We start from the raw sequence: 13,128 nt of genomic DNA on the forward strand, positions 1-13,128 counted from the left end.
CATGTGTAGTTTGTGGCAACTTAATACGTCATGGATAGCTGGAAAAATTTAACCGTGGAATCTTTTAGATCGCTGTTTTCTGACAAATTAGATGTTAAACACGAGCTGACGTGGCTTTATCTCCTACATGAAGGAAGAGCAACATCCTACAGGTACAAGGACGTCATTAGTCGCACTTATGATTATTGTCGATTTTTTCAGGAAAAAGGGATAGGGGAAGGCGATTCCATTCTGATTGTGTTAAAAGAATCGATTGATTTGTTCGCGAGTTTCTTTGCCGGCATATTGCTGGGCGCCAGGCCCGCATATTCCTCTTATCCATCTCCAAAACAAACAATCGACAGGTTTATCGACTCCACGGAAGCCTTGGTTCGCTACAATCGCATAAAGCTGATCGTTTGTTATTCCGAAATATACTCTCTTTTTAGCAATAAGAATGTGATCGCAGATTCGTCTTTTCTCGGGTACTTTACCCCTGAAGAAGTATTTTTGTTAGATCAATTAGACATAGGAGATATTTCAGTTGCAAGGTGCGAGGCGTTTGTTCAGTACTCTTCGGGCACAACAGGTGCCAAAAAGGGCATTCAGATATCCATAGCTGCGCTTTTTAATCAATTAGAAGCGTATGGAAAGTTCCTTTTGCTCGATTCAGATAGCAAGATAGTGTCGTGGCTGCCTCATTACCACGATATGGGTCTCGTTGCGTGCACGTTGATGCCTTTTATTAAGCGGATTCCATTATATCTTATGTCTCCATTTGATTGGGTTCGCAACCCTAAAATACTGTTTGAAGCAATTACAAAGTACCAATGTACGCATGTGTGGCTGCCAAATTTTGCTTTAGGCCATCTAACAAAAAGCATTAGATCATCTGATATACACCTTTATAACCTGGGCTCCATTAAACAAATAATTTGCTGCTCAGAACCTCTACTGAAGGAGACCTGCGATCACTTTGCCGAAAAATTCTCATCGATCGGTATAAACAATTCTAATATCTTTAACTGTTATGCAATGGCAGAAAATACCTTTGCGATGTCATCGACTAGAAAGGGCCCACCGCGTTTTCTTGCAGTTAATCGCAATTCTTTCCAAAAAGATAATCGCATCGTGCCACGGCTCGATAGCTCATTATCTTTCTCGAGCGTTGGAGAGCCACTCGATAATATTGAGATAAGTATAAGAGACGACCAAAATAACATACTTGAGGAGAATACAGCAGGAGAGATCTTTATTAAGAGCAATTGTATGCTCGATGAGTATCTAAACAACGAAGGAGAGACTAAGCGTTCGATCGTTGATGGATGGTTTCACACAGGAGATATTGGTTTTTTTCACGATAGTGAATTATATATATGTGGCAGAAAAAAAGATCTAATAATAGTTGGCGGTGAAAACATCTACCCACAAGATATAGAACTCATTCTAAATAGATGGGAAGGACTGATTCCCGGGAGAAACTTGGTTTTTGGAGTCTGCGATGAAAGAGTTGGAACTGAAAAAATCATCGTCCTGGCGGAAGCGAAAGATCCTTCGGCTAAGATCAATACGCTCGATATTAGGAGTGAAATATTTAACAGTCTAAACGTTTCTGTAGCTGATATAATAATACTTCCTCACATGACGCTAAGAAAAGGGACAGCCGGAAAGATCTCCAGACATCTAAACAAGCAAGCATATCTAGAGGGCGCATATAGTCAAGTAAATCAACAAGGCAAAGAATCAAAGAATCTACGAGATGTCGTACAACGCATAATTCCCTCAGACTACAGTTCTAGGATTCTGGAGGATACGAGCCTCTTTAAATCTGGACTGCTAGATTCGTTTGCATTTATAGAACTTATAGGCGCACTTGAAGAAAATTATGAGCTAGAAATTCCAGAACAATATTGGACTGTGGAAAACTTTGAAACACTGCGTCATATAGAATCGCTTCTAGCAAGACTTCCCATTTCATCAACGGAAACAGACCGTACGGATAGATGTAAACACGAACGCAACGAGAGCTATAATCGATTAAGATCCGTTTCAAGTGGCATTAGTTCTACTGCTCCAATATGGGAACGTATTATTAATATATGGCCAATAAGATCTTCCTTTTGTTATAGTGGGCTCTTTAAACTCGCTGGAATTAGGATAGGCAAGAATGTCAGATTTTTGGGCAAAGTATATGTAAAGCTGAGAGGGATGCCTAGCAATATAGTCATTGGCGATAATGTTACTATTGGTCACAATGTTGACCTGCGGAATCGCGAAAATGGGAAGATAATCCTGGGTGATAGAGTGATATTGGACAGCAGTGTGCGTTTAGTGGCGGCCAGAGAGGGGAGAATTGAAATAGGCTATGGCTCTGAAATTGGTTATAATACTATTATTAATTCTGGTGGCGTAACATTGATAGGGGAGTTTGCACTACTTGCTGGCAACGTAAATGTCAATTCTTCCAGTCATAAGACAGTTAGGAGTGCCTTTGTTCGAGAGCAGGCACATCAGCACGGGAAAATCACAATTGGAGACGATGTGTGGATTGGCTCTGGAGCTTCTATATTGCTAAACACAAATATTGAAGAAGGTGCTATAGTTTCTTCAAATTCGCTAGTAAGGGGCCATATTCCTGCTTTTGCAGTTTGTGCAGGAGTGCCCGCCAAGGTCATCTGTTACAGATGACATGGTAGTGGAAGTCAACAGTTGCACGTTCTCATTTTCGTGCTGCAATCAATAGCATTTTTTCACTGAGCTTTCTTTTATCGAGGCTTAGCTGAAAGTCATTGGCGAGTCCTACGATCATTTCATGCAGCTTGCTTCCTGCAAATGCACTATACAAGAAACTTAGTTGATTTAGTAATTCATAGATATCAGCGCCGAAATGCCAGACAGCGATGATATTGAGTCGACATTCGGAAAACAAATAGATCGCAGATTCTTCTGTAAACAGATGATTAGTGGTTATTCCGTTATAAAAACTTCTCGTTGGCTGTTTCGGAAAAGTTCTAACAGCAGCAGAGGTAAGGGAATTAAAGTTTGATATTTCAGCTGCTATTATTCCATTTGGTTTAAGGGCGACTAATGACTGTTTAAGAAGCTCTAGCGGGTTTACCACGCAATGCAAAACGCCAATAAAGGAAATAATATCAAACTGCCTCCCCGTGCTTAAATAATCTTCGAGAGTTTTATTCAATATATCTATTCCGAAATGTCGCTTGCCAAACGATGCATAGCTATCATTAAGCTCTAAACCTATTCCGTCCCATCCCATATTCTTGGCTGCAAAAAGTATCTCACCCGAACCACAACCTACATCCAGCCAGGCTCCAGGTAAGCTATCTTTTGTATGCTGTAGAATATATTTGACCTTGGGTTTAGCAATATTTTCAACTCTGTAATTAATCTTGTCTACACTGCAATAATTCTTGTCGCTATATTGTTCATCTTTCGCGAAAAATTTGTCTGCATAATCCCTATCTAGCAAGCTCGCAACAAATACATGTTGGCATTGTGGATTATTGCATCTTAGGTAATCGAATTTCGCATAGTTGATTACGGGTACAGTGTCCTCACTATTGCATATTGGACAAATAGAAATTCTGGCTATTTTTCCGTCTCTATTTGCAGCGCACCATAATGCCTCGGCCTTCTCCTGCATGTGTTCCATGAACAACCTATAGTCAGCAAAAGACTTGCCAAGACTGTAGTAATCGATTTGCTTTCCGAAACGACGTTTTGGTTCTGACATAATATTATCTTTTCTTTCCTACAAATAAGTAATGAAAGTTACTTCCTTCGTCAGAGCGAATTATGCAATCGTAGTAACCAATATGTAGCGGTTCGAAAATTCGGAACTTGTTAATTAAGTCTTCTTCTGAAGAAGTAAAATTAATAAAGGAGACGTTATTTTGCCTATTTATTAACTCAACTCTGCTTATGCCATTACCTACGTCTAGGGAGTGGTCAAAAAACCAATTCTTAGTTCCCATCATAGTTGCCACTATGATGCCATTGGCGCCCAGTTGATTTGCCAACGACTCTAAACATAGCTCCAGTGCTCCATCGGATAAATAATAGAGAGTTTGGTTTGATAAAATAAAACGGAATTCAATTCCAAAAAAACTAGTGGAATAACTCTCGGGGTTAGGAGGAACCACCGAAAACTTATTGTGAATACTAGGAAACCTCTCTTTGCATATTTCTATAGCTCCCTTATCGGCATCTACCCCATGCACATCAAAGCCCTTCTCGTTAAAATACTCGCAGTGCGTTCCATTTCCGCAACCGAAATCTAACATGGCCTCCCCAGCGCTACCTGATAAATTAAATTCATATTTTAGTATCCGCTCATATACCCGAATCACATGACTTTCAGGAAAGCGAATGCCGTAACCCGACTCATAAGCTTTCATATGGTGCTCTACGTTCCGTGACAGGTAGTCCATGACAATAATTTTCTCCCCAAGTTTGTATTTGCTAAAGCAAAGTGTCGTAGATTTCGCATTTCTGCTTAAGTGCATAGTAGTAATGCGGTTTATTCAATATATGTATAAACTTAGTCATTCGTTCCATGTCTTCCATAGTGTCTATGGCAAATTTATAGCGGTCGGTATTGTTCAATATTCTTGGAAAACCACTTATCGTATATAACTCCTTGTTCTCATAAAAATATCTCGTAACATGCTCAAAGTGCTCCGGCTTTGCGAAGCTGTTATACGCTTTGATAAAAGTTTCAGATTTAATAACTTCTACATTCATGCCAGATGGTAACGACCCGTTAATAACAGACGATACAATATCCACTTCGCTATTACAGAAAAGTTCTTCTGCTTGTGCAACAAGTCTGTAGTCCAATAGCGGGCTATCTCCATTAATACGAACAAAACAACTCGCCCTAGGGCGTTCTATTAGTATATCTCTGAATCTAGAGGCGACATTTATAGGGTCGCCTCGAAATACATAAACACCACGACTGTTCCCGAATTCTTTTATCTTATCATCTTCGATATTTGTGCTTGTGGCGATAACTAAAGAATCTAGACTTGCGTATTGAATCAATGAATCCAGTAAATATTGTAGCATAGGTTTGCCTTTTATCAGATATAATGATTTCCCTGGCAACCTAGTGGAACCCATTCTAGCCTGTATTATGTGAACAAGACTATGTTTCAGGAGAGGCATAAGGATTTCATTGCTATGCTAATGAATCGGTATCTACGACAAGTTGTTACATGTTAGCTTTCCAGAGGTTAACCAGCTTTGCAACGTTTGTGTGTATATTGAAATCTTGCTCTATCTTTCGTCGTCCCGAGTGGCCCATAGCTGTTCTTAAGGAATCGTCTAACAAAAGCTTGTGAACAGCGCTTGTTAACGCCTTAACATTACCTGGTTCTACGAGAAAACCGTTTTCTCCGTCGTCGACGAGTTCTGGAATCCCGCTTAAATTAGACGATACAATTGGTGTTTCTAGATACATCGCCTCAGTGATTGCAGTTGGAGTGCCGTCACGGTCACCATCGGCCCCAATTACGCAAGGGAGCAAAAATACGGCGGCCTGTCTAATTACTGAACAAGTGGCTTCATTTGTTATATGGGATACAAAACCTACTGTTTCGCCTAACCCTAGGGCTTGGGATTCTTCAAGCAGATTCTGTTTTAGTGGCCCATCGCCCATAATGATATATTTTATATCTGGGATATCTTTTTTTAAGGCCGCGATAGTCTTTAGCGCGTCCGAAAACCCTTTAATCGGATGCAGTCTTGCCGCAGAAACAACTAAATTTCGCATTCTCGGCTTTGCTGGGATTGAATCTAGCATGAGTTTGTTCGGTGCAATGTGAACTATGTGTACCTTATTCTGAGGAGCACCGAGAGCGTTGACTAGGAAATTTTTGTTATATTGAGATATTGTTGAAATGAATGACACAGTTGAAAATTTTTCTTGAGAAAAAGGGAAGTCGACAAATAGGTCAAAGGCATGGGTTTCAAAACTAAATGGAGTGCCGCATAGACTAGATAGAATCATTGCGGCGGTTGCTGGTCTGTTGCCTAGAATTCCGTGAATAAAATCGAATTTTTCGGCCTTTATTTTTTCGGCGATCGGTCGAAATGCACGTATATTATCCCTAAAGTACGATGAATATTTTTCTGAGACTATGGTGTCTCCGTGATTGCTTAATAGATATTCGTCAAAATAATGTGTGTTTCTAAGAAGATCATATTTTATTACATCTTCATTAATGGCGCGATCCATTGAGCGATTGATGGAGAAGATATGAACGGTATGACCTTGGTTAATTAATTCTGTGATCTCATTTAGGATAAAGGTATTGTAAAGCCTAGGAAACACATGCGCAATGAATGCGATTTTCATTGTTTTCCCCCGATCTGAGTTGAGAGATTTGATAAAGGTGACTAATGGTTTTTAGGAGTATCGCAGTAGACGCTCGAAATCAAGGGTGATTATCGCAGTACGAAGAATGGGATCCCCCCGAATAAGTGCTCATTTTTCATGGGGAACATTAAACAATTTTGAAACTACGGGAAAAACTTAGCATTTTATTTTCAATGAGAAGAAGTAATTATGGGCTCGTAAAGCGGGGGATGATTCAATGGTTAACTCTTTTCTTGAGAAGGCTTGCCGCTGGTTACTGGATCCCACCATTAAAGTTGCATTAGGTGAGGAGTTATATTCGAAGCTATTTGGAAAAATATTTAGCGCAAATTTCCATACTGCGGATCTGGAAAAAAATTTGAATGCGGTACCAGGTGAGTTGAGCTCTAGTGAAAAGCTCTTTCTTTATAATTTTCTTGCGACTATTTGGACTGGCAACAGGAATGTGCTCGAAATTGGTCCATTTCTCGGCTCAAGCACAAGAGCGATAGCGCTAGGGATGTTTGCAAATGAAAAGCGCGATCCTAATTGCCAGTTGCACACTTATGACCGTTTCGGGAAATACTATGATCGTCAGGCTCTGTTGCAAACATTGAGCCCACTGTTTAGCTCGGCGATGCTTGCATCTGAGGTTCGAGTTCGTCTGGAAAACGCTGCGGATTTCCCTGATTTTCTGGAGGTTTTTACGGAGCTGCATCGGAATCAGTCGTACTCAAACTTGCTCTCAGTTCACAAAAAGAACCTACCTGGTAGCAGGGAAGGGATCGGATCCCAGGAAAGTCTATTAATATTGGATCCAAATATCAAATTCGAGGTTGTCTTTAATGATGGCTGTAAATCGTGGTACTCGATTAAGTACCTAACCCTAGAAATGAGCAAATGCGTAGAGCCAGGCGCCTATGTTATTTCCCAGGACTACAGATGGAGGTCTTGCTTCTGGTTGCCAGTTTTCTTTTCGTTATTCGAGGATTTTTTTGAGCTTGTTGCGTTTGTGCGAACAACTTATGTGTTTCGGTTAACGCGTAGCTTGGATCCTGGAATCATAGAAGCTCGATTTCCCGACACTCCTATTGGCTTCGGAATTGATAACTTTAACCGTCTCTTCCCTGTTCTGATTAGAAAGGCGAGCGAAAGGGGAGATCTTCAGACAACAGTATATGCCACATTGCAGCACGCAGCAGCTCTTGCGTATGTTGGATGCAAAGACGAAGCGATACGAATAATCGAAGATCTTGAAAAGCAGCCCATAGCACAGTCATTTCTTGCTAACATTAAGAAACATCGCATCAATCCAACTTATTACCCAGATGGACAAGAGATCCTGTTGTCGTAGCAGCCGCTAAGCACCAACAAGATCTTCTGCTCGTCCTTTGTTAGCAAAAACGCCCAAGAACGATTTCTAGGTGCTTAGCTAAGGAATTGACGCTTGACAGGGCTGAATGTTTAGCTGCCTGACGCTTCGCCCTGGCTATAAGTTGTGTTAGCTCTGTAGTCTGTTTTAGCAGAGAGTCTACATCCGTTATGCGTTCCGCTAAAGAAGCCGAATCGCCTACGCGAGCGAGAAATCCGGTTTTTTCTGGTATCACGAGATCGGTAACGCTTCCAACGTCTGTACAAATTACTGGTGTGCCGAGCAACATTGCTTCAGATAACACCGTTGGTATCCCATCTGAGTCGCCATCCACGGATACTATGCATGGCATTATAAGGACGTCGGCATCTTTAATTTTTTGTAAGATTTGAGGATGTGGCGTTTTTGGAGTAAATCTTATGAAAGGGAAATTTTTGGCGTATTGCATGAGAATTGGGGCTAGGTCTCGCTGAAGATCAGAACCAAAAACTATTTCAAGTTCCATTTCGTTGTACCCTCTTAGGTGTAAGAGCCTGAGGGCATCTATGGCCACAAAAAACCCCTTTTTTATAACTGGTCGGCCAACTGCCATTATTTTTTTTACGGAGTTTGCGTATTGTGTTTTAGGCTCGGGGAGGCAGCGCTCGTCTACGCAGTTAGGGGTGACAATAATTTTCTCCTCGGGAACGCCACACCAGAGCAAGTAATTGCGATGTTTACTGCCTTCGCATGCCGCAATGACACAGAGTGGGTGGTTAGCGATGCGATTTATTTCTTCGGGCTCAATCCTCGCTCCGCGTAGCCAAATATCGTAGGCGTGAACCATAAAGCCAAATGGGATGTTTAGGCGCTCGGCCACGGGCAAGGTGTAGCGCTTGGCCTCGGTAATAAAATGACTGTGTAGATAGCGAGGATTTTGTTTTTTTACTTCGGCAGTAAGGTTATCTAATTTGATTGTTGGATCGTCGGACCAAGTAGAGGCAAAGATATGCTCCCGATAAGCGCATTCATTTAAGCACTCTGGAATAATTTTTGGCGTAACGACGGCTACGTCGTAATTTCTCGAATAGAGTTCATTGATTTCAGCGCGAAGAAATGATTCAGTAAAATTGGGGTGCTGTTCCTGAATGTAAACTATGCAATTTCCCATAAAAAGGTTCTTTTATCTATCGTACGTAACGCGCTTTTTTGCTCGAACCTTTTAGATGGTTGGGGGACAGGTATCTTTTCTAATAAAGTGAATTTGCCCTAAGCCTACACCGTTTCCAAAAAGTAAGTTAAATATTTTACTTTTTGGAAACGGTATTTGTTGTTTATTGGCAAGTGCTTACGCACTTGCTGTTTATACCATTTACAAAAATCCTTTTTGTAAATGGTATACACTGCCGCTTTTTTTTCCTACTAAAATCCAAGCTCTTGTAGGCCTTTGTGCCAGGGAAGAGCATGTAGATGGGAGGGATGAGGTGGAGCTAACAGACCGGTTAGTATGCCACAAAGCTATAAGAGCTCGTCGTTCCATAGCTGTTTCATGAAAATGTTCCAAGGGATTATGTCTATCTTGTCGTCGGTGCGCCTAAGTTTGGCATCGAGAGACACTACGATATAGCGTCTAAACAAATGTTCCTCCTTAAAAGCACGGAGTCCCTTGAGGTGTGTATTGTTAACTTTTTCGGTGGATTTTACTTCAATCGCGACCTCTTCATCGCCTAGAACAAAATCGACCTCAAAGCCGCTACTTGTTCGCCAATAGGAGATTGGATAATGCCGTTGTCGGTAGCTCGAATGGGCAATGAGTTGTTGGTAGATGAAATGCTCAAATGCAGAGCCGTATGACGTCGAGCCGCGCTCAATTTTTTGCCTTTTTGCTAGGTGGTTGACTAAACCAAGATCGAAGAAATAAAATTTTGGCGATGCTATGAGTCGACGTTTTGCTCTTTTTTGATACACTGGTAGGTAGCTTCCTATGAGGGTATCTACCAAAATTTGAAAATATTGTTTTACACTTGAGGAGCTTACGCCTACATCGCTTGCGATATTAGTGTAATTTACGATCTCACCATTCATCACTCCCGCAACTTCAAGAAAGCGCGAAAAAGCAGGCAAATTTCGCACTAGTGCCTCAGAGTGAATTTCTTCTTTTAGATAATCGTCTACGTAGGCACGCAAAAGCTGAGGGTAGTGTTCGCTACTATAATGTCGTGGCAATAATCCGCGATTAAGTGCTTGGTCTAAAGAAAAGTTGTCGATTTCGGGAAAAACTAACGGATACAGTTCGTAACGCACTGCGCGCCCACCTAAAAGATTGGCATGTCCGCGTTTTACTTTTCTGGCGCTTGAGCCGCATAGCAAAAACCTTAAACCCTTGTTTTCTATGAGCCAGTGAACGGTATCTAGTAACTCCGGGATTTTTTGAATTTCGTCAATTATTATGGGTTCGACTTGAGTATCGGCGCTAAGTCCTAGGGCCAGGCACTCTTCTCGAAGAATGTCGGGGTCTTGTGTTAAGCGCCGAAATTCCGAAGACAAAAGTAAGTCATATCGCTTTGCCTTGGGAAAAAGTACGCGAAGCAAAGTGCTCTTTCCGGTTTGTCGCGGCCCCCAAAGAAAACAAGTCTCCTTTTGCGACAAATTTAAATCTAAGATTCGTTTATGCATGTATTATTGAAGTAGTAAACTATAATTACATATCTAAGATATTGTAATTATAGCAAATCGATATAAAAAGCGAAAGCCAAACCGTTGCTTTGCTGGAACCCGATCGTTGCGGCAGTTGCAACTTTTGCATTGACCACACTAAAATTTACGGTAAAATTTAGGGTCATGTATGCACGTTTGTTAAAACCTCAAGATAAGGCCTTTTTTTTGTTTGGGCCGCGGGGGGTGGGAAAGAGCACTTGGCTTAAGCAGCAGTTTGGCGACGCTTATTTTGTCGATCTGCTAACGGCAAATACCTCTCTAAAATATGCACGCGATCCCAGTTTGCTTGCCGCAGAAGTTCGGGCCCAGCCGAAAAATCGCTGGATTGTCATCGACGAGATCCAAAAAGTGCCGGCGCTTTTGGATGAAGTTCATGGCTTAATGGAAAACGACGGCCACAAAAAATTTGCACTGTCTGGCTCGTCTGCGCGAAAGCTTAAGCGTGGAGCGGCCAATATGTTAGCGGGAAGAGCAAATACTAAGGCGCTTTATCCACTGACATTGGCGGAAGTCGATTTTCAAGTAAGGCCCGAAGAAGTTTTAGAGTATGGTTTGCTTCCTCTAAGTGTTGGTGCATCGCGAAACTATGATAAGGAAGATTTTCTTAAGAGCTATGTAACTATTTATCTTAGCGAGGAGATTAAAGCGGAAGGTCTAGTGAGAGATATTGGCCACTTTTCGCGTTTCTTAAGTCTTGCGTCTTTAGTTGCCGGGACGCAAGTTAACATTTCCGCCCTGGCGCGAGATGCGGGAATTGGGAGGGATACGGTTGAGGGATATTTTAGCATTTTTGAGGATACGCTACTGGGAAGTTTTTTACCGGCTTATCGGCCGCGCGCCAAAGTAAAGGAGGTCTCTAAGCCAAAGTTTTATTGGTTTGATAGTGGAGTGCTTCATGCTGCGGCGGGTGGTTTTGACGCGCAAATGCCCAAGGATTGGCGTGGCGTACTGATGGAGCACTGGATATATCACGAGTTAAGAGCGTACCTCGATTATAACCGCGTTCGCGGTCAGCTTGGATTTTGGCGCACTCCATCGGGAACCGAAGTTGATTTTCTCTGGTGGTATGGCAATCGCGCTATTGCCATCGAGGTTAAGAGCAGCGAAAGTTTTCGCAGAGAGTTTTTAAAAGGCATTTATTCGCTTGGCGCTAGTATGGACGTAGAAGCGAGCTATTTGGTTTATCTTGGCAAAGACAGGCTGTTAGTGGAAAACGTAAATGTCGTGCCCGTAACTGACTTTTTGCGCGATCTTAGCGAGGGTAGGGTGATATAGCGCTACAAGGTAGCCATAATTCCAGTGGTGCTGTCGTATGTAAACGTATCGCCACTCTGAGCGTGCTTAGACATAGCGGTATAATCCTCCGGATTTGCCACAAAGCTAAAGACAGCCATAGGCGAAGTCCCGTCACTTTTTCTGCTCGCGCTAAATTCAGGTAACACTAGCTCACAGGCGAGTGCATCGGCACAATTGACATAACTACTCGTATCGACATATCGCGCTTCTTGAGCTGTAATGGCATTCCGCAAGTCCGACTGAGCTGTGGCATTGTATGCCCTAATTCGATATTCCTCGAGTTGGCTCACGGCAATGCTCGAAAGAATTCCCACAATGCCTACTACCACCATGAGTTCTATCAAGGTAAATCCATTTTCGGATTTCTTTAACTCTGACATATGGGGCGCTGTATTTGTCTTCACGACTTTGGTTCCTCAGGAGACGCGCAGCTTAGAGATTCTTAATATCAAAACGAGAATCGGCTGGTATTGGCTTTTTCTTTAGAAGTTCAGTCGGTTTTGTTGTTTGCCGGCCGAAAAAAGCCTAAGTGGCGCTAATTGCAACGAAAAACGGCAGTAGAGACTTGCCTTTGGCAGTCCTAGGAAGCAATTTCATTAGCTATTGGCAACATATACGCTCGTTCTCGTTAGGCACTTCATTACGCGTTCAATGGGAATGTGAAAATCTGACTCCTTTATAATGTCGCTAATGAACGATTCGCGGTTGGGGTCAACTGGCAAAAACATTATGCATGACTCAGTGCCTAGAACTGGATCTGTGTAAGCGCTCCCGTCGCATAAAACATATCCCATCGCCTCGTAAAGTCTGGCATAACTCTTTTCAATGTTGATTACATCTATCCCAGCACCTTTTGAAATTTGCTCGCGCCATGCCTCGCGTACTATCTGACGCGACAGACTAATACCAGGAATAAGGGTGGAGGATCTGCGGTATTCTTTCTTGATGCGAAAGCGATAAGCTGAAACTAAACTATCGTGAAATTCTTCTAGGAGTCGAGGTGGACAGTATTCTGCCATAAATATTTCTCCATCCAAGGCTCTAGTAACGCCTAAAGAACCAACAGGCAAATTATCTACATACATGCAGTAGTGATCGGAATGATAATCAACACTGGTTCGCTGATCCGGCCAACGATCGTCAGTTGCATTTCTAACAGTCAAAATATCTCTAAAAAGCTCCTCATCGCCAATCCTGCCAGACTTAAGAACACAGCTTTTCGGCTCCTCGGTCATCCAGATACTTCTTACATCAGACTGACCGTCAGGCCTCACGGTACCGCAATTGCATCCACTAATATTTGACATTATTGCAACTCCTATCGTTCTTTACACGCCGACTTAACGCCCCAACACATAGCATATACCAGTCAGAAAATCCTGTTCCCACGCCCCTTAAACTAAAT

At 42.2% G+C, this 13,128-nt stretch carries 11 protein-coding genes; 3 read left to right on the forward strand and 8 right to left on the reverse strand.

Annotation, left to right across the window (positions count from 1 at the left end):
• Positions 1 to 54: 54 nt before the first annotated feature.
• The gene (locus tag IT291_08630) at positions 55 to 2,667 is read left to right on the forward strand and encodes an AMP-binding protein (GenBank protein MCC6221288.1); all 2,613 of its coding nucleotides are present in this window, start codon (positions 55 to 57) and stop codon (positions 2,665 to 2,667) included.
• Between the two features lie 31 nt (positions 2,668 to 2,698).
• Here IT291_08630 and IT291_08635 read toward each other — a convergent pair whose 3' ends face one another.
• The 4 genes from IT291_08635 to IT291_08650 form a co-directional block, all read right to left on the reverse strand.
• Positions 2,699 to 3,733 carry a class I SAM-dependent methyltransferase gene (locus IT291_08635; GenBank protein ID MCC6221289.1) on the reverse strand — a complete coding sequence of 345 codons (1,035 nt, stop codon included), beginning with the start codon at positions 3,731 to 3,733 and terminating at the stop codon, positions 2,699 to 2,701.
• Between the two features lie 4 nt (positions 3,734 to 3,737).
• Positions 3,738 to 4,397, reverse strand: a complete 660-nt coding sequence (locus tag IT291_08640; protein MCC6221290.1) for a class I SAM-dependent methyltransferase — start codon at positions 4,395 to 4,397, stop codon at positions 3,738 to 3,740.
• Positions 4,398 to 4,461: 64 nt separating this feature from the next.
• Positions 4,462 to 5,106 carry a hypothetical protein gene (locus tag IT291_08645; GenBank protein ID MCC6221291.1) on the reverse strand — a complete coding sequence of 215 codons (645 nt, stop codon included), beginning with the start codon at positions 5,104 to 5,106 and terminating at the stop codon, positions 4,462 to 4,464.
• Between the two features lie 106 nt (positions 5,107 to 5,212).
• Positions 5,213 to 6,358, reverse strand: a complete 1,146-nt coding sequence (locus tag IT291_08650; GenBank protein MCC6221292.1) for a glycosyltransferase — start codon at positions 6,356 to 6,358, stop codon at positions 5,213 to 5,215.
• 238 nt (positions 6,359 to 6,596) lie between these two features.
• On the opposite strand from IT291_08650, the gene IT291_08655 reads away from it, so the two are divergent.
• Positions 6,597 to 7,712 carry a hypothetical protein gene (locus IT291_08655; GenBank protein ID MCC6221293.1) on the forward strand — a complete coding sequence of 372 codons (1,116 nt, stop codon included), beginning with the start codon at positions 6,597 to 6,599 and terminating at the stop codon, positions 7,710 to 7,712.
• 40 nt (positions 7,713 to 7,752) lie between these two features.
• Here IT291_08655 and IT291_08660 read toward each other — a convergent pair whose 3' ends face one another.
• Together IT291_08660 and IT291_08665 are read right to left on the reverse strand one after the other, a co-directional pair.
• Positions 7,753 to 8,880 carry a glycosyltransferase gene (locus tag IT291_08660; GenBank protein ID MCC6221294.1) on the reverse strand — a complete coding sequence of 376 codons (1,128 nt, stop codon included), beginning with the start codon at positions 8,878 to 8,880 and terminating at the stop codon, positions 7,753 to 7,755.
• Between the two features lie 347 nt (positions 8,881 to 9,227).
• Positions 9,228 to 10,385, reverse strand: coding sequence for an ATP-binding protein (locus tag IT291_08665; GenBank protein ID MCC6221295.1), 1,158 nt, complete (start codon positions 10,383 to 10,385; stop codon positions 9,228 to 9,230).
• A 165-nt stretch (positions 10,386 to 10,550) separates the two neighbouring features.
• On the opposite strand from IT291_08665, the gene IT291_08670 reads away from it, so the two are divergent.
• A complete protein-coding gene (locus IT291_08670) occupies positions 10,551 to 11,702 on the forward strand; it encodes an ATP-binding protein (GenBank protein MCC6221296.1) in 1,152 nt (383 codons plus the stop codon).
• 2 nt (positions 11,703 to 11,704) lie between these two features.
• Here the strand turns inward: IT291_08670 and IT291_08675 are convergent, their stop codons facing one another.
• Both IT291_08675 and IT291_08680 read right to left on the reverse strand, forming a co-directional pair.
• Complete coding sequence (locus IT291_08675; GenBank protein MCC6221297.1) at positions 11,705 to 12,103, reverse strand: prepilin-type N-terminal cleavage/methylation domain-containing protein; 399 nt, start codon at positions 12,101 to 12,103, stop codon at positions 11,705 to 11,707.
• 216 nt (positions 12,104 to 12,319) lie between these two features.
• Positions 12,320 to 13,030: a hypothetical protein gene (locus IT291_08680; protein MCC6221298.1), complete on the reverse strand. Its 711-nt coding sequence runs from the start codon at positions 13,028 to 13,030 to the stop codon at positions 12,320 to 12,322.
• Between the last annotated feature and the right edge of the window lie 98 nt (positions 13,031 to 13,128).

This window comes from Deltaproteobacteria bacterium, from assembly GCA_020845775.1.
GTDB lineage: Bacteria > Bdellovibrionota_C > UBA2361 > SZUA-149 > JADLFC01 > JADLFC01.